We start from the raw sequence: 24,505 nt of genomic DNA on the forward strand, positions 1-24,505 counted from the left end.
ACAATCGTCCGAGAAAACGTCTCAATTTCCTTACTCCCTTTGAGGTGCTCAAAAAATTTTTTCTCTGATTTTGTTGCACTTGACTTGACAATCTATCATTATAAAAATCACACCAAAAGCTGTATTCTTCATTCAAAGCCACGTTCGTTGATAAATTTAGATAATCTATATCAAGCCTTTCTCTCTTTATATCAGCTTTAATTAATTTACCTTTAAGTATACTCCACTTATTGAATATACTCTTGCATATTTCTTGAAATATACTGCATTGTTCATTTGTAATCAAACCGTCTGTTTTAATTTTCTCTAATAACATCGAGTTTGCCTTTTGTCTATCCGCAAATTTAGTCACCTGTGTGTATACCCTTAACGGATCAATATCATCGGGCACAATCCATGTTCGACTATATAACAGACAATTTAAATTCTCTTTTAGTTCTTTTGCAAATCTATAAACCTCTTGAAATGAATAACTATACGGTGTCACTGTCTTATCAAATGTATAATGCTTCACAAAAAACTTATCTTCATTCAATATTATAGAATTCAACAAGTTTTCGAATGAAACTTCACTTTCTTCATAGCCATTAACCGTGTCACCTAAAGTAAAAAAAACTTGTCTATCACTGTCATACCCAACCAATAATCTATGATGATGGTAATGATTTTTTTGCCAATTAACACTATGTGGTAACCAATTATATAAATCTACAAGTACTGATATGCAACAATCCATATTAAGCTTGGAAATTAACTCCTCTATTATTTTATCTGGATTGATATATAGATCGTTTACTTGAAAAACATCTAAATTATTATACAAAGAATCACCAGGTAAAATCATTAATTCACGCCACCAACAACTTGTTCCTGTTATTGAGTATCTATAATCATTCAAAAATCCACATGTTTCATAACTTTGCTCTACTGAGCTAATGATTGATAGTTTATCATTAACCACGCAATTTATCCAAAAATAATCAAACGGGCATATATTTAACCTTTTTTTCATGATACCTCTCCTTTATTATTCTTGAACAACCCACTCTTAAAAAGAATCAAGTACTTTTAGAGTAATTCATACCGTTGCCTGACAGAAATTCTAATAAAAGCGTTTTAACTTCTTCATTCTTCCCTGTTGATTTAAATAATATTTCTTTTATTTGATACTTATCAAAAGTAAATTCTGCCATTTTTTTATCTACATCTCTTCCCAATGCTCTGCAAGACAAACTAAAAAGAATCAAGACATCTCCCTTAATACCCAAAGCACCTACAATTCCCAAATCCGAAAAACGATCCTTTAACGAAACAGAATACAGCATTAGCTCGTTTGAAATAACTTTATTTTTTATTTCAGGCACAGTATATCTAACCCCATTAGTACATTTGTTAGTTCGTTGTGTCAACTCTGAAATACGTGCGTATTCTGTAGGTTTCGCTAAATGAATATCCAATTTTATTTCAAGTGCTTTTATATACTCGCCATAATTTTCATATTGAGATTTTAGTTTTTTTCGGTATTGATTAGTTCGATAAGTTTCATTACGTTTCTCGTTATTAGAAATGTCAATATTACTTTTCAAATTGAAGCAAGAAAACTTTGTATAAACATTGTACTGTTCATAGAGGATAGTTGTGACTTCTGGTAACATTGACTTTACAGCTTCAATTTCAATAACGGAATCATCAATAAATGCAATGTCATATAAACCGATGTTGAGTATTTCAGAAATATTCTTTATATTATTTGGTTTATTATTCCAATTCACTTGAAAGCATGAGATATGTTTCTCCTTGAGAATCATTTCACTGTGTTCACGAAACATCCTCCTTACATCCGATAAAGAATTTTTACTACATATAGCAAGAATTACTCCGTGATGATATAACGATAGAACAAAGCGCTGAAAATCCTGATATACTCGCCCAAAACCGTTGCTACCCAATTGAAGATTTTCAATGCCATCTTCCGATAGAATTCCTCCCCAAAGAACATTATCACAATCTAATACAAGACACTTCTTTGAAAATCCTTTTGAAATTTGATATTGTTTATAAAGTTCCTGAGCAACAGTATCAACTAACACCTTGGAATAAGGGGCATTCCAGCGACATTTACCTTTAGGGTTATAGGCGTTGCTAATCCCAACATTTGCAATCATTCTCTTCAAATCAATATAGTCAACTCTGTTGGAAAGTTGATTCGATAATTTTAAATTTATTTCATCAACCAAAGAATCATATATATGTCCCGTTGTGATAGATATTTTCGTATCATAATCCTCAAATAAAAACCACAGTATTTGAGCGTTTGAATTTTGCGTAATATCAGAAAACAAAAACTCACAAATTTCCAAAACCTTATTTATGTCTTTTATTTCTAATTTGATAAAATTTGTGGAAGAACCAAATGTCTGCAATAAACTTTCAAGATTTAACCAGACAATTATTTGATCAGATACTGAAAGCTGAGTCAAATATTCTTGCTCCATATGTTCTCCGTATGGAATAAGGTATATTTTGGTTTCACATTCAATAAAGTATTGCTTTATAGATAACCGCAAAAATGGTTCTAAAATAATATTTGAAATGATACTAATATTCATGAATTGATTGGTTTTTTTCTCTTCCTGCATAATTACACCCTACACTTCTGCCGTATCTCTTAACACCGCAACAACTTCAACAATTTTATGGATAGTTCCCATTTCGGTAATTAATAACTTTTCGTCTGGTATTTCAATTTCGAACAATTCTTCCAACTCCACTACAATACGAATAAACGTTATCGAATCCACACCTAATTCAACCAAATCATCATCAAGTTGAGTGTTATCAATTTCTATCATATCCTCATCTTCTTTAGAGTTAATGCATTTATTTACAACATCTAGTATCCTTATAGTCATTTCATTCATTCGACTCACCTACTTATAATAAATTCCACAAAGGTTCCGTCTTGAAGCAAAGCGAACACAATCTTACGATTTTCTATAGCTGGTGCTATTGTTGGTTGTGTAAATACTTTCCCTATTTTTAATTTCTTGAATTGACTCAAATAGTTAGGATCATCGCATATGTCATAACAAATATGGTGATATCCAGCAGGAAAATTAACTATTGTAGAATTCCTATTTGCTGGGCTAATTAATTCGATTTTTTGTTTATTATCCGGACTTGAGAGAAAGGTAACAATGTTATTTTGAATATAATCCAATGTTGTTTCGCCCAAACATGTATAACCTAACTTTTCATACTGTAGTATACTTTTCTGAATATCCTTTGTGATTATTCCTATATGATGAATTGTCATGTTTTCACCCAAAAATCTTTCTATTTCGCTCCAATTTTATCAAATCATCTTCTGTCAAATCAGCCTTGATCAAATCATACATTTTATTTGTTTTCAATCTAGTTTGAAAATCTACTTTCCATAATTTGCGTTCACGAACTGCCAAACCGTAATAATCTAACAAATCAAATCCATCTTGTGTATGAAAAGCTTCGACATACCGTGAAAGCTTCTGGTCATCAAATATCTTATTTGTAAAATACAAGATATAAAAAACATATGGAATAATTTCGTATTCCAAGCTCAATTCATATAGTTTTTCTAATGAAATCGCATCACTATTGTTTTTCCAAAGATAATAAACATCTCGAAACATACTTTCCTTAATGCAGTCATGCTCAGCAATATGATAGATTGAATTCATTTCTTTGTAATGATGTAGAATGAGTTGTATCATAGCTTTCAAAGGAGAAAGAACTCTAACCTTCACGCCATATATCTTCATTTCAATAGTATCGGATAGAAATTGGTCTATATCAATATGCCGCCCCATATGTTCTCCCCAGAAAATATCGAAATTAACATCAATAACGCTCTTGAATTTTTGATTTGTTATTTTATACCAAGCCGCTGTCTGATGTGAAGCAGAAATCATCATAACCTTTTCCTCCCTTGTTACTGACGGTGATATATACCCATTTTGCGCCAGTACTGCCTCAAGCACATGCAGGTTTTTCCTTGACACTAAAATATCAATATCACCATATGAACGTTGACCATATTGGTCAAACGCATACAAAGATAAAGTTTCTCCTTTAATGTTTGCATAAGGAATATTGTTCACGTTCAGACATTCAAATATCGGTGCCAATGCTAAATATTTCGCGCAGCACCTTTTTAAATTAAACAAATCATCATTCTGTTTCAAAGTTATCATATCATCCTCACTGTTCTTCAAAATCCATTTCATATTGATAAGCTTTAATAGCTTGCTTCTTTAATTCTTTTATGCTTAATCCATATTCTTTTTTCAGTGTATATCTTACGCTTGAATTTTCAGCATTTTGATACACCGTAAAAAATTTTTTGACACCAAATTGAGAAATGAGATAACGCACTAAAAAACCCGCAAGAATTGGAGGATATTCAGAACAGTCAAAAAAAAGTGAATCATGAAGCAAAAAGACAAGCGGATATTTACATTTAATCATTGATATTTGGTTTGAATTATGTTCATATGATTCAGCATAACCCTCTCTAAAAAATAACGGTGGCCAACTTGATGTTGCAGCGTGAATAACTGCATGAAGCATTTCATGACGTAACGTATCATATTTGATTCGAATATGATAAATACATATATCATTCGTTCCAGGCACGACAAAAACAGATTTTGGAATCCCTGTTGCTGAGGAATTCAACTTGGCATGAAAATAAATATTGATTTTGGGTATAGTCAAAGCTCCTTCTTCCAAAATTCTTTTTACATAACGATCTAATTTTACAAGCATTGAAATATGTAAGGAATAGTCTATGGCAGATAGAAAGACAAATGTGTCAAATTCATATCGATAACAAATTTTTTCAGGGATAATTGATTTTGCATACGACCATCCAATATAGCATTGATTTTCATCTTGATGCACAGTGAATTTTTTGAAGATCTCTTCGCTGCAAAACTCTCTTGCTTTTACTTCAAAATGCTTTAACAACACTCCACAAAATGAATGGAAATAGCTATAACCCTGTCCTCTGACCTTAGAAAGGAATTGATAAAACAAAAACATCAATTTTCCGTATTTTGTATGCCCTTGAAACCGATATTGATTAAATGCAAGAATAGACCGGGCAATTAATCCCTTTGGATGCAAACATCGAATAATTATATGATCATCACTTGTCGTCTCTACATACTCTACCTTTTTCCAACAACAAAAATTTTTCCGAAATTTCTTTATATTTTTCAAAAAAACCTTTCGTGTTTTTGGTTCCCATATTTCAGAAGCTTTATCATAATTCTTTGATAATACATTCTCAATCAAACATTTCCATATCTCCTGATAATCATTCATCCCTCTTATCCTCCAGATTCGTTTTATAGGATGGCTTTCAGATCTTCAAATCCGTATTTTTTAATATAACGTTCCTGAATGCCTTCACATGTTGACAGGTAACGACATTTCTTACATATATCTACCGACTTTTGTTTTGAAGATTCTTCTCTATATACACAATCAGCTAACTTTTTTATATGAGGCTGAACAGAGAGATGAGGAAACATTTCAATTTTATATGCTGTCGGTTTTGAATTTTTACAATAAAAATCAGAAAATTCTTCTCCTAAAACACAAAGAGGAATGCCTGTAATTATACACTTAATGCCGTATTCGCGTAGCTTAACCAGACAAGAACGCAAATACGGAGCAGCTTCGGTCATGGAAATTTCAATCATATGTTCGTAGTTATTTGTTCGACTGGAAAGCTGCAAGCCAAGAATTGAGATATAGTCAACTTCGGGATAGTTTTGATGAATCCACTCAATGGTTTCTATATTGTGCTTAATATTATATTTAGCCATAAGCAATCTCAATTCGATTTTAATATGAGGCATATAATATTTCTTTATATAAAAAATATTATCCAGTCCCTTTTTCAACACATTGAAAGAATTTTCCACACCTGTCATAGTATCATACACAGAATTACTGCAGCCATAAACTGGAATGGATATACGGTGAATACCACTATACATGAAATTAACAGCAAATTCTTCATCACTGAATTTTTGTCCGTTTGTTGTGATATATGTATAGTACCCGTTTATAGCAAAATTTCGTATAATATCAGCAATCTTTGGATGCAGAAGTGGTTCCCCTCCTGTAATAAATACAGCCTTATGTTTATCATTTTGATATGTATTAATAATTTCATCAATTAACTCTGTTGAAATGTTTGTGCTTGGATATTTATACCCTAAGTCAGCTATACAAAAACGACATTTTAATTCACAATAATTGTTTACCTCAATAAAAATGTTCATATATTTTAACTCCTAAAAATTTTTTAGCGTTCTTATATTGGATTTAATCATTGCATGTTCAATCATAAATGACAGGATTTCATGATAGTAATCACAGTAAAGACTTACTGCGTTGATATTTTTTTCTAAATGATAAAATGCGATTCCACAGCCACCTCCAGAGCAGGTTGCTCGATAGACACAAGACACACATGGAGCAATCAAATCTAAATCACGATTTTTTATGATGCTGTCTTTTTGAATTAAAGAAGATATGCTGTCAGTATATATATTTCCTATCTTAAACCCACTTTCAAGCGACGGCAACATCAAAGCACATGGATAGACTTCACCGTTAACGTCAACTGTCAGCGTATTAACACCAGCACCACATGGTGTATTCATACACATATAGTTTGAAAGCTTACGATAAAACAATCGTTGCCATAACATATATAGATTACGTTCGCGGAATTTTTCAAAAGGTTTATATCCACAATCAATATTATATTGATAAATTTCACTATAAACAGCTGATAGTGTTTCCACTAATTTCTCGGTAGATACAACTGATTGATCCATATTCTCTGTTTCTGCTCGCCCTATCGGCCATAGTAAATTGTAAGCAAAAGTATGAATCCCCCTTTTGACAAACTCGTGAAACATTTTAACGAGGTCATCAATATTATTCTTACAGACAACAGATATTACTCCATAGTCCATATTTCTTTCTTGAAACATCTGACAAACATCAAACATCTTGTCTGTAAAGTATTGTGTTCTGTTACTTCGCAAACTATTATGTTCATGCACATAACTGTCCAAGCTGAAAGATACATGAAAATTATGTTTTTCAAAAAAATTCATAATATCGTTAGTAATTAACGTACCATTAGTTTGAATTTGATACTTAATCCTTGGTTGCTCGCCAAGTCGCTCAAGTGCATCTCGTATGGTGTCATATTCTAATAGTGCCTCTCCCCCCTGGAAGAGCACAGTAAGCTCAGCGTTATCATTGATATAATTCAGACACTTACGGATAGAATGCTCTATTGTTTTAGCATCTATAGATTCCCCTATCGAATTGGCTGAAAAATAGCAGTATTTGCATGATAAATTACATTTGTACGTTGTATTAAAAATAAGATGATGAAACGGAAGTTCATTATATGTTTCTTTTTTTTCGTTTTTTGACAACACCTCTATAATTGGCACTAGCGCTTGGCCAAGTTTAATTCCAACATATTCACTAATGCAATTAATATTCACCGCTACATTCCGACAATGTGGCAATTTATATGTATTTAATATAGCAAACCAGCGGCCATCAAGATTGTTTGATAAAATAATAATCTTATCATTAATCGATAATCTAGTTCCCATATCCATTCTCCTTAATTTTATAAATATTGATTCGTTCATATTCGGAAGTCTGCAATATACATATACTATGTTTAACTGTTTTTTTGTCATTTTTTCTTTTTTGACTTGCAACACAATTCTCATCATATAACTTCATCAAATCACTCAAAGAGTTGATTTCTTTCATATGTTCAATGATAACGAAACAATCTGAAATACTGAGTTTCTCTTCAATTGATATAGTAAAATTACAGTTCTTTCTTATGTATTCTCTTAACAATTTAATAGGTAATATCTCATCCATTTGAAAAACCGTAAATGATTCTTTAAAATCAGAAGGTGGCAAGTGATGAGAAGCAATAACAAAGCGTATTGATAATCTCAATTCATCCTTCAATTCCATGATTTTTTTTACATGTTGGTTCAGGATCTCGTCAACATAAATAACAATTGTTGCGTTGGAATCATAGGGAGTCTTAAGAATATCCTTTATTAGTTGATGATAGAATATCCCGCTCCTATCCGGATGGCATCCACCAAGCATCCATTTGTAATTATGGGATACATCGCAATCAAACAGATATTTAAGAAAAGTCGTTTTTCCAGTATCACTATCACCTCTTATCCATATATTATATTTTTCATTAACTATCTCATCGACAAACTGATAGACATTTAGAGACATATTGTTCTCCATTCTGCCGCAATTAGTACCAACCACAAGGTAAAAACTGAATTAGCTAAAAAGCGGCAATAAATTTAAATATTATACGATTATACAGAAAATATATGTTGCAATATGAGTAAAAACCAATCACATGCTCCTAAACTATATAGTAACCAGCATTGAAGTTAACTTTTTAATAAAAATCTTTAACTTTAGATATTACACAATATGCATCCTGTTATTCTTTGCAATACAATGCGATTAAAACATCTTCAAGTAATATCTGTTATTCTATGCATTCTCTACCTTTATTCTATAACATTGTACTCATTTTATTGTTTCTAACAGACTAGGGAGAACACTCAAGTTGTTGCCACTTAATCTGTAACAATTACAATTTTCTAAAGCGTTCAAAAGACAATCAAAAGTCGCGCTTTTATTCGAACAATATTTATAACTAAAAGAATGACTAAGCAAGTTAAAAACAAGTTCCTTTTTATCGGCTTTATCAATTTGGAAATCATTTCTACTAAAATCAAGCTCCCACAGAAAATAAGAAAAGGATTTTGAAGGACATGAAACCCAATCAGTCTGTACAGGTAAAATCAATTTTCCTGGAAAAGTTGTTTTTATTGCCATACTGCGAAGTGTTGGCAATAAATCAAGGGTCTTATATCGCGTACCAATAGCAAGTGGATATGGATATACAATACCAGTAAGCGGATCTATCCAGCAAGTATCATCAGTTAATAATTTGTATCCACTAAATAGCAAAGCTGTACATAGTGTACTTTTTCCAGAGTTGCCAGTAGAAATAAAAACGTACGATTTTCCATCTTTTTCTACGGCAGCAGCATGAAAACAAAACAGGTTTGTTTTGAAAATCAAAGAACGGCGTATAATGTCACACATTTTGGGGTAAATATTCACTTTGGCACAAGCACTAAGTTTTCCATCATAAATAATACGATAGTCGTTATCTGAACTCTCCTCAACATAAATGTCAATATCGATGAATGAATCCTCTTTTTCACACACAAAATAATCAAAAGTTTTAGCAACATCGCCAATCACAGATTGATCTTCCGCATGAATACAGATATTTTTATCAAAAATAGTCATAAAAAGTTCTATCATAATCTCAACTCCTAATATACCTCAAGTTTTCTCAAATCGATCTCAATATCATCAAGGAACTGCTTCACAAAGGTCATAAACTCTGCTTTTATATGCATAGTCGAACTGGAAGAATCTCGACACATTGACAACAGCAAATCCATGCCATGCTTATCAAATAAAATAAACTTTCCAAATATAGCATAAACACTATTTCTATAATCTGCGTCTTTTTTTATAGTATTTTTTCGATGCTTATTTAATGTGGCTCGATAAGGGAGCATTTTTTGACAAGTTTCTTTGATGATTTCATATGCTAGTCTAGCTTTTTCATCTTTAATCATCGTAGGAAATGGATCTCTACCATTCACTCTGTATTTCTCAATAATAAGAGGACGATATGGATGAAAAACGCAAGACCTATTTTTATGTAAAAACTCTGTATTTTCTTCTAATTCATTAAGAGTTGAGTATTCATCAAATAGAATAAAGCCAATCTTCAAGCCAATTTTAAGTTCCCTAATAATATCAATAGCCTCTTGGTTTTTCTGAATAGAAATCTCTTTATTATATCGTTTCAACACATTGTTCGATCCTGATTCTATTCCAAGAAAAACTGATACTAATCCCACTTCCTTCAATGCCCTAAAATTTTCTTTTTCAACATCATTTGCCCTGCATTCGATTGCAAATTTGCTTTTTAAGTTTCTTCGTTTCAATTCTTTACTTAATTCTATCCCTCTATTCGGGTTGCAGCCCATAAAGTTTGAATCTGCAAATTTAATTAAAGTATTAGGATAACGTTGTGCCAAGATTTCCATTTCATCTGCAACGGAGGCAACGTTACGTTCTCTCCATTTTGGTTGATTGTTGCAACCAGTTACACAAGAATTATAAATATTCAATACACAGAAGGAACAATTTCCGTAACAACCGCGAGATGACAATATATATGCAGAAACATTTTCTTTCTTGTACATTCGATCCATGACAGTACAATCTGGATATGGAAGAGTATTAATATCTCTCACTATATTCACATGATTTAAATTGATATAGAGAGACTCCACCTTATAAACAATCTTATCTACATTCAGATTTAAACTTCCCTTCTTTATTTTTTCAGCGAATTCTAAAATCACTTCTTCTGGCTCTCCGCGTATGCACCAAATATTCTTGGCGTCACCCATTTCATCAAGTAAATACTTGGTATTTAATGTTGCATAAATACCAATAAAAACAATTGCATTCAAATACCCATTAAGTCTCAATGCTCTAACAAACTCAACGACTTCGATTTGATTTGATTCATAAAAAGATATAGCAAGCATGGATGGATTGTTTTGCAAGATTTGAATCATAATATCTTCTTGACAAAAACCTTCCAAATAGCAGTCTACTACCTTGGTTTTATAGCCGTTCTCTTTTAAAAGAGAACTCATATAATTCAAACTGATCATTTCGCCTATATATGGTATTTTTTTATTACTGAATCCTGCATGAATTAAATAAATTAGCATCTATATAGCCTCCGACTTCGGTTATTCTATCTTCGTATTTTTTTAAAATCGCAATGATAATATCTCCTGTTTCATATTCGTTTAATGTCATATAGGATAACAGCTCTTCCAATATACTAAAAATAAGTTCATTAAGAGATTGTGATAACATATTGACCTCTTTTTCAATTTTAGGTATAATTGAATACTGCTGTGAATTTCCAATTCTCATTTCATACTTTTTATTATTTTCATATGCAATAATTTTTTTGTAATATGGCAAAAATATTTTAAAAAATAACGTACGCAGTATACTTTGGATTTGCACCAAATGCAAATCCAAAGTTTTACCTGCTATAAGTGCCGTTGGAGCTACTTGAACATCACCGCTTCTCATAGCTTCAATTAAAAACTGAATGGATTGGGTTGTTGCTTGCTCATGAAAGAGCTCCAATATCACTTTAATCTTAATATCAAACTCTTTTAATTTCTGAAATCTTGTTATTTGAGTTGAGGTAAGATTATTACCTAAGAATGTAATCTTATAAAGCACATCCTTTTTTTCTACCAAAAAATTATACATTCTGTTGGTAATGAATGTTGATTGTATATATATTCCAAGCCTAACATGAGACAAGCCATTTATTTGCAAGAGATTTTGAATTTTGTCAATTTCATTAATATATAATTCTTGATCTTGAGCTATTATATTTATTTTTCTCAGGCAAAATTCACTACAAAGAGTGATGATCTCCTGCCGTATGTATTCACCATTCTTCTCAAACAACAAATGTTCTGCATAAAAATAATAATCGGAAGGAAAATATTTACTCTTTGGCATTTGCATTAAGACTTCACACTCGCCGCCTTCTAAAAGTACTTGTTTAAGACAATCCCTTCCTACTAAGAAAACATTCTTAGAATATAGTTGAGAACAGTATGGAGTAGGCAAAATTGTACATATCGAATCAAATAGACGATCCAATTTAGTATTAATTGTTTTATCATCCTCAAGAATATAATTACACATCTCACTCGCATTAAACGAGTCATCCCATATCAGAATATTGTAATTTGCAGTAATCTTGCTTCTAGCGTGAATAACGATGTTCAAATTTTTTTTTGATACTAAATATACCAATATTTTAGGCTTTATCTGAAAAACGCTTTTTTGCACATCGATTAATTTATATTGCTTTAACGAGGCATCTATTGTTGATACAGTATACCCATATGAAGACAAGAATTGAGCAATAGCAATCATCCAATAATTTTCAACATATACGTATTCACGCCCCCAATAAGATGGTAATGAAACTAATAAAACATCCACCATAAAATAACCTCTTTCAAAAAAGAAGTTGGGGCATACAACCACTTTGTTTAATGCCCCAACTGTCCACTCAACTCTTGCTCGTCCAATGCACCATCAGAGCATCCTCATCATAATCAGGCACCAAAACAGACCAGTCTTTGGTTTCCGCAATTTCACGAACCAATTTATCAATTGTTTCAGCACTTTCATTACTGGTTTTCTTGGACATATCTTTATCCTGCATAGTTCAAAACCTCCTTTCATATGTGTTGTTTTATGCTAATAAGGCGATGAAACAGCGCCTCAACAGCCATTATTTGGCATTTTGACAAACTAATCACGATATGCATTAGATTGGATTGTAAACATTTCGTAGTATTTGCCTTGTTGATTCATTAATTCTTCATGTGTTCCACGTTCAGAAATTTTCCCATTCTCAATAAAGTAAATACAATCAGCATTGCGCACCAATGATAAGCGATGCGAGATTAACACAACAGTCTTGTCTTTTGCATGTTGTCTTAGACTCTTCATAAATTTGTGTTCTGCTAATGCATCAAGTGCACTGGTAGGCTCGTCTAAAATAAGCACATCACTGTTTCGATATAGTGCACGGGCTATTGCAATTTTTTGGATCTGTCCTCCCGATAGCACCAACCCATCTTCTGAAAATTCTTTTGTGAGCGAAATTGCTTTATCAACATATTCCGAAAATTCATCAATGCCAAGAGAGTGAAATATTTCTTTCATTTTATTAATTTGATAATCCGATAAATCTGATATAAAAGCAATATTATCTGCAAGCGTAAAAGCATAACTATTATGCTCTTGAAATACAGTATCAAATTTTGATAAATAATCATCTTTACGTAACTCTTTAATATCTATTCCCCTGAATTCCACAACACCATTTGTAGGATCATACATGTGTAACAATAATTTAACCAACGTACTTTTTCCCATACCATTCGAACCAACAATTCCAATTAATTCACCTTTCTTAATTGAAAAATCAATTTGATTTAGTATTTCGCTTTCCGGATTATAAGAAAAAGATACGTGATTTATTCCCAGCTCTAGACTAGACTCTTTTGGCTCTGGCAGAGCATAAGAACCGAAAACCACCTTGTTCTCGTATTCACAAAAAGCCCTGTATCGACTTATGTAAATGCTATGCTCCTGAAAAACTTGCACCCTCTCCATAACTTTTCCGAGGTTACTGCTTACAAGAGAAATAGCTTCTTTAATTGCAACAAAATCTCCTGCTGTAAGCGCCTTTAGAATAACTATTTTATAAATAATATAAAAAACTACTATAGTATTGTTTAAATGAGTAAGACAATCACTAAAAAAATACATACCGATAAATTTCTTACTGTATTTTTTGTAGATATTAATAATATTATCAACACCATCGTGAAGTAATTTCATCAAAACCAAATGGATTTTTGTCGTCCGAATATCCATCGCATTTTCTTTAAGATAACTGATACGTTTCACATAATCAATCTTTCTGTTTTCAGGAATGATGAGTGAGGTTCTTTCGCCTCTTGCCTTGCTCATCTTTGTTCTAAGGAAAGAATCGCCTAAAATTGGAATAACAACAAAAAATAATAAAACAGGATCATTAACAATGACATACAAGCCTGAAAAACTAACCGTAAAAACAGTTTGTAACAGCTGTGCAATACTGTTGATAAACAAAATAGGGCGTGATGAAGAATCCTGAACAGAATAAACATACTCATTATAAAAATCAGAATCATCATAACACTGCAAATCAACATCAGCAGCTTTTAAAAAAGCAACATGTTGAAAACCCGATACAATCTTCTGGTCTGAGCGTTTGGTATAATATGACCAACAGGAATCATATATTGTCTTTAAGGATTTAAATCCAATTGCAATGATAATCATCCATAATATATAATTTAAATCAAATGAATTAAGCAATGCATCAATAATCATTTTTACAACAAAAACCTTCATAAACCAGTCGTCAAAAGAGTTTATCAAAGTAGTTATCACAACACCTGGAAGCCTGATACAATCAAACTTAACAATGTATTTTATATAATACATACTATCTTTAATTGAATTTTTTTTCATGCGTGTGCCTCCTACAGATATTTTTCGGCCTGCAACGAATACATCTCCGCATATTTACCACCTAAATCCATGAGTTGCTGATGTTTACCACTTTCGATAATCTTACCATTTTCTATCATATAAATTTTATCCGCGTTTTTGGTGGCTGTCAAACGATGTGAAATAATGATAACGGTTTTTTCATGTAAATGTTCAAGTAGGCGGCTAAATACTTTATATTCAGATATTGGATCTAATGCACTAGTTGGTTCGTCAAGAACTACAATTTTTTTGTTACTTGCAAAAACACGTGCAAGTGCAAGCTTTTGATATTGGCCTTTTGAGAGAATTAAACCATCTGAATAAAACTCCGATGTGAGTGGTTTAGTGAGTAATTCGTCATCTGATAAATTTAAATGTAAATCAACTAATTCCAATGCGTCCTTTATTTTAACTACATCGTTCTTTGTCGCACTATTCATTAAAATATTCTCAGCAATGGTACATGAATATTGCTGAAAATCCTGTTGAACCACAGAAAACAGTTCTCTAAAGCTGTACATATCGAAATCCGAAATCGACTCATTATCGACTTCTATTTCACCAGTGTAATCTGTATATAAACCTAAGAGCAATTTTACGATAGTGCTTTTACCAGAACCATTAGCGCCTACTAAAGCCACTTTTTCTCCAGCTGAAAATTTTAAATCTACATTACTTAATGAGAACTTCTCGTTCTCATCATAGCGAAAAGATACATTATGAAACGATATATCATGCATCCAGTCGCTAGCAATAAGCTTCTTTGTCTGATAGTTGTTTGGTTTGTGCATGAATTCAAAAAGCTTTTCTGAATACAGCTCATTCTCTTTTAATGTATTAAAAATACCTGTCAAAGCAAGAATATAATTAGCCAAACCGCAAGTCGCAACAGTTATAGGAACTATACTGATTGGTTCAACAAATATAGCTCCGCTGATAAGTTTCGATAAAATAATAATCATAGAACCCCAATACAGAATAATCTCTTGATTATAAGATCTAAAAAATGAAAGAACCCCAATTTTCAAACCATATTTATGTATGATATCCATAATATCGTTAACCGCATCATTATAAATACTTTGAAGGAATTTACTGATTGGATATAACCGTATTTCCAAAGCAAACTTTTTCATGTGATATGTGCGTTCGACATAACTCTTTTTTCTGCTTGGTAATATGACTTCATTGTCGAATTTAAATTGAATTTTCACCAATGCTTTGTTCAGCAAAAGTGATATAATAGCAACAATAACCACTAGCAAAACCATTTCCAAGTTAAAAAAACCAATAAAAATCATCGAAGTAACTAGTCCAACTATATTAGAAATAAGGTTTGAAACTAAAAATATACTACCAGTCGTAACCCGTTCAATCTGATTAACTGAAAATTCAAAACCATCTAAAAAAGCGCTATTATCTAGATTTTTCATCTCAGTTTTCATTACATTATCTATTAATTTTGATGTTATTTTTTTATGTAATTTCTGGCGAGCAATCGGGTCAATTTTTCCGTAATAAATTGACGTGCAAAATCCTCCAAGCATTATAATCACTTGTATTATAAACACAGGGAAAATAATGTTAATAAAGCTTTTATTTGAGCTTATTCCTGTCAAAACAACATCAACCAATATAACAGAACCCAATATATTGCATATTACTCCTAAAACACTATTAAAAATAGTATATATCGACCAAGCAGGAATAGTTTTTATTGTTAGTTTCAATATAGAAAAGTATTTCTGAAGTCGATTCACATCGTTACCTCCTAATAATATTAATTGGGTTTAATTCGATTTAAGAAATGTGTCAACTTATCGCCTTCATTCTGAAAAAAAGAATTCAGCTCCTGATACATAGAGCAAAGAGGATCTAAAATACCACCAATTTGCTGCGTATTCAAAAATTTGCGAGCAACACATCCAGAGGAACATTTTTTATACCAGTGACATTGTACACATTTACTGTTTTTGTCAAGCCTGTCACTGTAAAGCTGATAAAGTAATTCTTTTGACTGTCCTCTCCTTATGCTGAAAAGACTTTCCTCATTGACGTTACCTAATCTTAGGTCAGGTATAAAACTGAAATCTGAACACGGGAAAATGTCGCCATTGCATTTCACAACGAATACACAATTCCCAGCACCACACGGTGTATTCATGCACATATATTCTGGTTTCTCTGTTATATATCGACGAAAATAATAAAAACAATTTCTTTCCATAATATCGATTCCGTTTTCAATTAAAGAATTGATCTTATAAATAGCTGATATGTACGCTTGTGCAATTTCATGATTACTTAACAGTAATTCTTCGTGAAGAGTAGAACGTCCGAGGTTTATAATTGGATTCATTGAAATGAGCTTTATACCTCTAGTAGCACATTCATCAAAATATTCACTAACGAACTCAATGTTCGTTTTATTCAAAACACATATTGTTGAGATTTCGTGTCCATCTTCTAATAAATGATCTAATCCTTTTAATATCCGTTTGGTGGTTATAACAGAATCTTCAGATTTTGATTTTCTTGTTGCATTAGCTTTAGGAGAGAAACCATCTATGCTTACGCAGGTTCGTATATTCTTCTTTTTTAGATATTTTGAAATATATTGATCCACTCCGATGCCATTAGTTTGTATATAAAGTTCAATGTTACATATTTCGTTCGACTCGATAAAATCTACAATCTCCTGAATTCTATCAAACATAAGCAATGGTTCACCTCCGTGAAACAGGAGGTGAACTTTGCCGTCAGCATAGGATTTTGAAAATTTAATTACAGCGTTTAATGCTGTTTGAGTATTCATTGTCAGATGATTTTCACCACCATTAATGTAACAATAACTACAACATAACATGCAATCTTCTGTAAGATCTAATATCACATTACAACTTCTCATCATCAAAATCCTTTCAAATATGAAAAAATTAAAATTTCATAATTCCAAAAATCTCGTATCATTATACCATTCAGTACTGTTCAATGGTAATATAATCAAGAAGATGTTTTTCTCTTTTTTAACGCTCTTGGCTGCTTAGGCTGATAAATAAACATTACACAAGCCTGATTGAAATCATTTTGTGTTTGCTTAACACCTACCTTTGCTGCCATACTTGCCATTTTCTTTTTGAGATTTGATTTTGTCATGATCATAGACCACCTTTCAATTTTATTGGTGCTTCCAGTATAAATCATTATATGTATAATTTCAACAGATTTGCCCTGAATGCCAAAATACCGCCTTGAATGCCAAAAAAAGAGTTGAAACGACAATTTCAACTCTTTTTCTCTACGCCAAAGGGATTAATGCTTTAGCCTTAAATATATTTTCATCATGATCTATAACAAGTGTTCCTTTATATTTCTCTACAGAAGATTTTATTATTGACATGCCTACACCTTCGTGTTGTTCTTTGGTTGACAGCAACTTTCCATCATGTTCGTTTATAACCCCATCAAAGACGTTTTCAAAGTTTATAACTACAAAGTCATTTACTCTTCCTATTATTATATTTATAAATCGCTCTGATAGCTCAACTTTACGACAAGCTTCAATTGCATTATCCCATAAATTTGCAAATATAGCAGTAATATCTATATCACTAATAAAATCAAACATAATATCTTCTACCTCAGTATTTACTTTTATGTCTTCACTTTCAGCCACCATAATTTTTTGACTCATAATTATACTGAGAATTTGATTAGAACACTGAAATCCACTAAACAAAGAGTCTACCTCATTTTCAATGATTTCTCTGTATTCTCCTGCTTTTTTGTTGCTTTCAATAGCGTTTAAAGATTCAAGTACACTCAAGTGTTTCTTAATATCATGAATAACCCTTCTAGATTCTTCATATTTCTGATTTATTTCCGCATAATGTTCAAACTGTATTTTACTTTGAACTTGCATCAACTCAGATTCATATTTTGCATTGTAGGCTTTTATAATTTCTCCTGTAAAATAAACGAGGAATATACTTAAAAATAAAAAGCCTAAAAGAATACAAATTGCAATTATTCCATCTTTACTATTATTTATCCGAACAGCAAAATTATATTCAACAAAAGCTGCAAAAGCTGTAAACGCACCCAATAATACTATCTGATTGCGTTTTATGATCGTTAATTCACTTTTAGAAAGAACCGATATAAATATTAGCCACATCAACACCATTATTAAAATATTGGTAATACAACTTATTATTAGATATTGCGCATTGGATAAAATCGATTGAAAATTTTCACCTTTAATTACAGACCAAAACGCAACACTAAGCACATCAATGAACACCAAGAACAAAAAATATAGCGAATTATACATAAATGTTTTTTTTAATTTGCACTTAAACAGAACCACACTCGCTAAGTTAAAGTACACAAACGAATAAATAGTATTTATCAGCGGTGCACTTAAAAAATTAGAAATCTGATTTATTGTTATAAATAAAGCAGTAGTAGCTATAAAAGTAAATATATATACTGTCTTGTTTTGAAATTTTGGCTCATATATCCTTCGATAAAACAAAAATAGCAATAAATTCATCACCGTAGTGCTTACACTTTGACTTATTATTGCCATAACATTTTCATTCATATATTTTTTCCTTTCAGTGTTTCCACAAAAACATTTGATAATTTTCTTACGAACTCATCTTTTTTCTTCTGCGCCAACGGCAACATATCTCCGTTCTTCATTATAATGACAAACTCATTCTGAATTTTCTGCACATACTTAAGATTCAACACGCAATCACGCCGTGTCTGATAAAACCTTTCTTTATTCAGTATATTATAGATGTCGGTAAGATTCTCTCTAACTAATACTCGCCCATCAGCCGTATGTACATAGACCTTTTTCTTCGCTTCAAACATAAAATAATATATATCATTCATTTTAAAACAAACTACTCCATCGTCAGTGGGAAGCGTAATAGTCTCCTCACTTGCATCATCCAGTGCTGCTAAATAATCTTTCATTACCTTATATAGATCCTCGGGCTTGAACGGCTTAGTAATAAAATCAAACGCATGCACCTTATACGCTCTGCGCCAGTAGTCTATATAACTTGTTATATAGACTATCGGAACATTCATATCCATCCGTCTTATCTTCTGCGCAACCTCAATCCCATTAGATTGCTGCATTTCAATATCCAAGAATATGACGCTAAAACTTTCTTCTGAAGCTAATAAATCAGTCCCATCACAGTATGCTGATATTTTAAACGCTAACTTTTTCGCCTTACAATAATCAGTCAATATCTGCTTAACTTCGCCCAACATCTTAATGTCATCATCACACACAGCAATATGCAGCATACCTCTACTCCTCCTGTTCTGTCTCTAACAAGGTCTACAAAGCAGATTATACCACAAAATTCGTTAAATGTAAACTCAAAATCCCTCTTTTCTACCCTTCACATTATACACCTTTAGGATTTAAAAATCAACCCTTTAGACAAGTTATCAAAAGGAAAATTTTAGGGTATACTATAATTAGAGTTTGACCGACCAGTCAATTTGAATCGAGGTGTCAAAATGAACATAGGTGAACGCTTATATTACTGGAGAAATTTAAAACAGACAAGCGTATACAAGTTGTCGAAAATAAGTGGTGTTTCGGAAAATCATATTCGCAATCTTGAAAACGGCAAGAAACAACCTACAATCAAAACTCTTCAAGCTATAACAGACGGTCTTAATATTACTCTCTCTGAATTCTTCAACACTGAAAATAACGATATAACATATCTATCGGATGGTAAAAAAAGAATTTTAGATTTCTACAGACGATTACCGAAAGACAAAGCAGATATACTCATAAATTTTTATGAGCAAATGAGTGCTGAATAATGCTTTTATCAATAGATAACTGCGGTATCATAACGATACCGCAGTCTTTTTTGTCAATTAATATCATCATTTCCTAAACCCAACCGCCGACATCTCGTAAGCATAATCAATCTTCTCTTTCTCCAGCTTATCAGAAAGGCACACAACCTGCGTGAACAGTTCCGAACGAATAGGGAGTATCATCTTCATTTCGCCAAGCACGGAGAGTGCCTGAGTCTTATCCTTGCAGCCGAGGGACTGCAACACATAACGTTCCTCGGCTGTAAGTACGCTGTTCATCATAATCATATTATCAATCCTCCAATCATAATTTCGGCTTCTTCTGCGGCTTCGGCTTCTCTATTTCGGGAGCTTCTTCCGCAGGAGCGTTTTTCTCTGTGAATTTTTCTTCATAAGCATTTGCCATATTATCAAGGCTTTCGCCGCCGTTTACCATATCACAGGCTTCTCGGATAATTTCGGGCGGTATATTCAGCTTCAGAGCCTTGTCTGAAACAGCTTCAAGCTCCACCGCATTATCAGGTATACCCTTCAAGGTCTGAGGTAGCGTATCAAGAAAACGGCTCTGCTGAATTTCAAGCGGTATAAAGTCTTTCAGCGGCTTAAATCCTACGCTGTCAACGTAATATGCTGTATCGTCAAGCACTACCACGTCGGAAACGCTTAACGAGTGTCCCTTAAAATCTTCGGGACGCTCCTGATTGAAAACATAGAACGCTGACTCCAGCTTTTCGCCCGTACTTTTGCCGCTTAACATTGAAACGTCAGCTTCATACATCTTGTCATAAGTCTTGAAATCGGGCTTCAAGCCTGCCTTTAAGAGCCTTTCATAAGGTTCAAACCTTACGTCACGGGTTTCGTCAACTCGTCTTATCTGATAGATTTCAAAAGTCTTGACGGGTGCTTCAATCTTCGGAGGATTGATGAGATTTGCAAGCCTGCTGTTGCATTTCTCATAATCTCCCTTTGCCATAACCTTTCCTATCGCATAGGTATCATCGCCGTTTTTCACATACTCCTGTAAGATGTGAGTATCGGGCGATTTCTTATCGGGGTTAGGGGTAATGCGATATGTCACAGCAGGAAGCTCCTTTGTCTGACTTCTGTAAATCTCCGCTGATTTCTCGTCAAGGGTCTGCGGGTGAACAAATTCACACTTAACAGTACTCTGCTTGCTTTTATAAATATCAAGCAGAGCCTTTTTAGCTTCCTCAATAGTAGCAATACCTGCCTTTGCAACTGTTACAAGTCCGTCTGCACTTATTGTCGCTACCGCAAATTTACGGTCAGCGGTCTGACGGACAGCATAATACTCAACAGGCTTCGGTTTTATCCCTGCTTCCCGTTTTCTCTGCTCCAGCTTGTCCTTCGCCGCCTTGTATGCTTCGCTGTTTTCCTTTGAATAGGTCTTTTCGGTCAAAATGTCATAGTCCTTTTTTGAAACGTCAATCTGCCCCGTTCTTCCCTCTGTATCAACATAGGAACAATTTATCTGAGTAACCTTTGCATAAAAGTCCTTTGGACTTAATTCTGAAAATTTCTGCTCACGGTCATAGGCGGCATTGTCAAGCCAGCCTATACCGTCAACAAAGTATTCATTTACTGACGAATCGTAGTATTTCGTTTCAGGAATACCACGATGATCGTCACGAAGCTCTACACGTTCAACAGGCAACAGGAACTTATCCTTGCAAACGTCGGGTAATTCAGGCTGACTGACGGAATTTTCAAGTGCCTTTATCTGTACCTGTGCTTCTGTGATGAAGCCATCCAGCACAGCAGGGTGCGTATGGAATACAGGAGGATACCTGTTTTCGGGAATATCAAAGCTCTTTGCCCATTCCTTGTTCTTTTCAGAAATCCGTCCGTCGTAATCGTGACGAGAAATATATTCCGCAAGGGTTCTGCTTACCTTTTCCGCACCGTGTTCCTCAATAACCGTTGCAGCAGCCTGTTTCAAGTTATATCGGTACAACTCATAATTGCTATCTGAAATTGCCTTGTCAATATCAGCCGCTATGTTCACAGGCTTTTTGGGTGCAGGCTTTGGAACAGGAGTTTTATCCGCAAGCGGCTCGGCGGTCTGTTCCTTGCTCTTTGAATAGCTTTCCTTGACCCTTGCAACAGCCGCTTCGTACTTTTCCTTATCAGCCTTGTTAATGGTAATTGTGGTAACAGTGCCTTTTTTAAGACCGCTGAATTTTACACCGTCCTCATCAAGCTGTTTTGCAATGTTCAGAGCGTGACGGGTTTTGAGTTTTGTAATATATTCAAGCTGACCCTTTTCTCCTAACTCATCATACGGGGTATTACCGATGACGTTGGGATTTTTGCTGACAGGCTCAGCCTTTGGCTTTTTATCATTAACCTTCTGCTCTTTCGGTTCAGCAGCCTGCTCCTTACTCTTGGAATAGCTTGCTTTGACCTTTGCAACAGCTGCTTCGTACTTTTCCTTATCAGCCTTGTTTATGGTTATTGTAGTAACATTTCCCTTTTTAAGTCCGCTGAATTTTACACCGTCCTCGTCAAGCTGTTTTGCAACGTTCAGAGCGTGACGGGTTTTAAGGTCTTTGAAATATTCAAGCTGACCCTTTTCACCAAGCTCCTTGTATGGTGTATTACCGATAACATTCGGATTTTTGCTTGCGGGTTCGGCTGTTCTGTCAACATTGCCACGCTGGGACTTTTCAAATTCAAGCTGTGCTGTGTACTGAAATTCTGAAAGATACAGTTTTGCCGTTTCGGGAGCGTTTTCAATATCTTCTCGGCTTTCAGCACGAACACCGTCAACATATACGTCCAAATCCTTATCCCACATTTCAAGGGCGATTTCCTTTGAAACAGGTATCAGCTCGCTGTTCTGCTCACGAACAACATCGGGACTCGGCTCTTTTTCGATACCGAAATATCCCTCAAAATTTTCAATTTCGGAGCGTGACTCTGCCATTCCCTCCGTATTATCGGGATAAAGAAGATATACCGCTTCACCTCTGTCATAGGATTCAAGGGCAGCTTCCTTTGTGTCAATCGGCGTCATATATGTAAAATCATAGCCGTAGCTGTCACGCTGTCTTTGAATTTCTTCCATATCCGTTACAAGCTGTACCGTATCGGATATATTTTCGTGATTACCTGCAAAATCAAGAATTTTGTCGGTATCCTCTTTTGAAAAATTCACACCTCTGTCGGCACAATCTTCAATAAGAAACTCCGCTTTCTGAATATTGTTAAGCTCTGTATCAGCCAGCTTTTCGTCCATTGTGAGATTACGCTTCTGCAATTTCAGCAGCTCCGATTCGATTTCGGAAGAAATCTTCTTCGCCGCTTCCTGTATTTCCTGCAATGCACTTTTAAGCTGTTCAAGCTGTTTTCCGTCACTCCAAGAAGCTATGTACGGGAAAGAATATTCCGAGGTATCAATGCCGAACCTTTCCGCTACCATAAAGGCAACGGATTCAGCCTGAACCTCTTTTTCGTTTCGGGGAGATTTGTTTGTTACAATATCCTTTGCAGGGTCGTGCAAAAGATTGTGTGCAGCTTCGTGAAAGGCAGTTTTCAAGGTCTGTGCGTCGCTCATACCGCTTTTGATTACAATTTCATTGTTAGTGGCGCTGTAATATCCCTTTGCACCGCCCTTGATGTCCTTAAACTCAATATCAATACCCGTAACCTTTTTGAGAGCCGCAAAGACAGCTTCTTTTCTTGCACTGTCTATATCTCCCGTCAGTTCAGTAACAGGGTCGGGAAGCTCCTTGCCGATTGTCTGCGAAACATCGAAAACATAGACTTTCTTAAACGCAAGTCCTGTCATCGGCTTTTCAACCGTTTCCATTTTCTCTGTTCCGTCAGGGTTATATAACTGATTGCCGAACTCGTCAACGGCGGGACGTTCCGTTTCAAGCACCTGGTTTGTCTTGTATGCCACAGGTGCAAGAATTTCAATACCCATCTGACCTCGTTCAACCTGTCTGCCAAGCTGTTTCCACTTGCCGTATGCCGCTACAAGAGTAGCGTCGGGACGCTGTAAATTTATAAGAAGCGTATTTCGTGCGGAATAGTCGGTGAACTTTGAAGCGAATTTGAGATATTCCTTGTACTTGTCGGACTGAAATACCGCTTTAACGCCCTCGTCGATACGCTTTATCATTTCGTCCATCTCCGCCTGTTTCTGTGCGTTATAGGCGGCTCTTTCTTCGGGAGTGTATCCTTTTCTTGTGTATACCATAGAACATACCTC

General features: G+C 34.0%; 22 protein-coding genes. 1 reads left to right on the plus strand and 21 read right to left on the minus strand.

Translation table 11 applies throughout. The features are described 5' to 3' along the window. The 19 genes from OCV68_RS13145 to OCV68_RS13235 all read right to left on the minus strand — a co-directional run. The coding region (locus tag OCV68_RS13145; RefSeq protein ID WP_262573323.1) for a hypothetical protein at positions 1–1,012 on the minus strand (1,012 nt) is incomplete at its 3' end. Between the two features lie 46 nt (positions 1,013–1,058). Further along, a complete protein-coding gene (locus OCV68_RS13150) occupies positions 1,059–2,639 on the minus strand; it encodes an HAD-IIIC family phosphatase (protein WP_195388694.1) in 1,581 nt (526 codons plus the stop codon). 9 nt (positions 2,640–2,648) lie between these two features. Then, positions 2,649–2,921 (minus strand): phosphopantetheine-binding protein, encoded by a 273-nt coding sequence (locus OCV68_RS13155; protein WP_207739443.1) that lies wholly within the window; start codon positions 2,919–2,921, stop codon positions 2,649–2,651. A gap of 5 nt (positions 2,922–2,926) precedes the next feature. Continuing rightward, complete coding sequence (locus tag OCV68_RS13160; RefSeq protein WP_195388695.1) at positions 2,927–3,328, minus strand: VOC family protein; 402 nt, start codon at positions 3,326–3,328, stop codon at positions 2,927–2,929. Further along, complete coding sequence (locus OCV68_RS13165; RefSeq protein WP_262573332.1) at positions 3,321–4,232, minus strand: nucleotidyltransferase family protein; 912 nt, start codon at positions 4,230–4,232, stop codon at positions 3,321–3,323. The genes OCV68_RS13160 and OCV68_RS13165 overlap by 8 nt, the downstream gene beginning before the upstream one ends. 7 nt (positions 4,233–4,239) lie before the next feature. Continuing rightward, positions 4,240–5,367, minus strand: a complete 1,128-nt coding sequence (locus OCV68_RS13170; RefSeq protein WP_195388697.1) for a hypothetical protein — start codon at positions 5,365–5,367, stop codon at positions 4,240–4,242. A 23-nt stretch (positions 5,368–5,390) separates the two neighbouring features. After that, complete coding sequence (locus tag OCV68_RS13175; RefSeq protein WP_195388698.1) at positions 5,391–6,335, minus strand: radical SAM protein; 945 nt, start codon at positions 6,333–6,335, stop codon at positions 5,391–5,393. Positions 6,336–6,347: 12 nt separating this feature from the next. Beyond that, positions 6,348–7,736, minus strand: coding sequence for a radical SAM/SPASM domain-containing protein (locus tag OCV68_RS13180; protein WP_262573335.1), 1,389 nt, complete (start codon positions 7,734–7,736; stop codon positions 6,348–6,350). Next, positions 7,687–8,361, minus strand: a complete 675-nt coding sequence (locus OCV68_RS13185) for a hypothetical protein (protein ID WP_195388700.1) — start codon at positions 8,359–8,361, stop codon at positions 7,687–7,689. Before OCV68_RS13185 ends, OCV68_RS13180 begins: the two co-directional genes overlap by 50 nt. 309 nt (positions 8,362–8,670) lie before the next feature. Then, on the minus strand, positions 8,671–9,480 hold the full coding sequence (locus OCV68_RS13190) for a hypothetical protein (RefSeq protein ID WP_195388701.1): 810 nt from the start codon (positions 9,478–9,480) through the stop codon (positions 8,671–8,673). An 11-nt stretch (positions 9,481–9,491) separates the two neighbouring features. Continuing rightward, positions 9,492–10,979 (minus strand): B12-binding domain-containing radical SAM protein, encoded by a 1,488-nt coding sequence (locus OCV68_RS13195; RefSeq protein WP_195388702.1) that lies wholly within the window; start codon positions 10,977–10,979, stop codon positions 9,492–9,494. Continuing rightward, positions 10,945–12,294 carry a hypothetical protein gene (locus OCV68_RS13200; protein ID WP_195388703.1) on the minus strand — a complete coding sequence of 450 codons (1,350 nt, stop codon included), beginning with the start codon at positions 12,292–12,294 and terminating at the stop codon, positions 10,945–10,947. The genes OCV68_RS13195 and OCV68_RS13200 overlap by 35 nt, the downstream gene beginning before the upstream one ends. Before the next feature lie 67 nt (positions 12,295–12,361). Next, complete coding sequence (locus tag OCV68_RS13205; RefSeq protein WP_195388704.1) at positions 12,362–12,517, minus strand: hypothetical protein; 156 nt, start codon at positions 12,515–12,517, stop codon at positions 12,362–12,364. Between the two features lie 89 nt (positions 12,518–12,606). Continuing rightward, on the minus strand, positions 12,607–14,382 hold the full coding sequence (locus OCV68_RS13210) for an ABC transporter ATP-binding protein (protein ID WP_195388705.1): 1,776 nt from the start codon (positions 14,380–14,382) through the stop codon (positions 12,607–12,609). An 11-nt stretch (positions 14,383–14,393) separates the two neighbouring features. Continuing rightward, on the minus strand, positions 14,394–16,163 hold the full coding sequence (locus tag OCV68_RS13215; protein WP_195388706.1) for an ABC transporter ATP-binding protein: 1,770 nt from the start codon (positions 16,161–16,163) through the stop codon (positions 14,394–14,396). 20 nt (positions 16,164–16,183) lie between these two features. Next, positions 16,184–17,311: a radical SAM/SPASM domain-containing protein gene (locus tag OCV68_RS13220; protein ID WP_262573339.1), complete on the minus strand. Its 1,128-nt coding sequence runs from the start codon at positions 17,309–17,311 to the stop codon at positions 16,184–16,186. Between the two features lie 95 nt (positions 17,312–17,406). Further along, positions 17,407–17,559: a cyclic lactone autoinducer peptide gene (locus tag OCV68_RS13225; protein ID WP_195388708.1), complete on the minus strand. Its 153-nt coding sequence runs from the start codon at positions 17,557–17,559 to the stop codon at positions 17,407–17,409. Positions 17,560–17,701: 142 nt separating this feature from the next. After that, complete coding sequence (locus tag OCV68_RS13230; protein WP_262573341.1) at positions 17,702–19,009, minus strand: sensor histidine kinase; 1,308 nt, start codon at positions 19,007–19,009, stop codon at positions 17,702–17,704. Beyond that, a complete protein-coding gene (locus tag OCV68_RS13235; RefSeq protein ID WP_262573343.1) occupies positions 19,006–19,734 on the minus strand; it encodes a LytR/AlgR family response regulator transcription factor in 729 nt (242 codons plus the stop codon). Before OCV68_RS13235 ends, OCV68_RS13230 begins: the two co-directional genes overlap by 4 nt. 219 nt (positions 19,735–19,953) lie before the next feature. On the opposite strand from OCV68_RS13235, the gene OCV68_RS13240 reads away from it, so the two are divergent. Next, positions 19,954–20,268 carry a helix-turn-helix domain-containing protein gene (locus OCV68_RS13240; protein WP_262573345.1) on the plus strand — a complete coding sequence of 105 codons (315 nt, stop codon included), beginning with the start codon at positions 19,954–19,956 and terminating at the stop codon, positions 20,266–20,268. 66 nt (positions 20,269–20,334) lie between these two features. On the opposite strand, the gene OCV68_RS13245 is transcribed toward OCV68_RS13240, so the two are convergent. Next, on the minus strand, positions 20,335–20,556 hold the full coding sequence (locus tag OCV68_RS13245) for a hypothetical protein (RefSeq protein ID WP_195388712.1): 222 nt from the start codon (positions 20,554–20,556) through the stop codon (positions 20,335–20,337). Positions 20,557–20,572: 16 nt separating this feature from the next. Next, positions 20,573–24,493, minus strand: coding sequence for a YodL domain-containing protein (locus tag OCV68_RS13250; RefSeq protein ID WP_262573347.1), 3,921 nt, complete (start codon positions 24,491–24,493; stop codon positions 20,573–20,575). Positions 24,494–24,505 lie beyond the last annotated feature (12 nt).

The sequence above is a fragment of the Huintestinicola butyrica genome, assembly GCF_025567215.1.
In the GTDB taxonomy this organism is placed as follows: domain Bacteria; phylum Bacillota; class Clostridia; order Oscillospirales; family Ruminococcaceae; genus Huintestinicola; species Huintestinicola butyrica.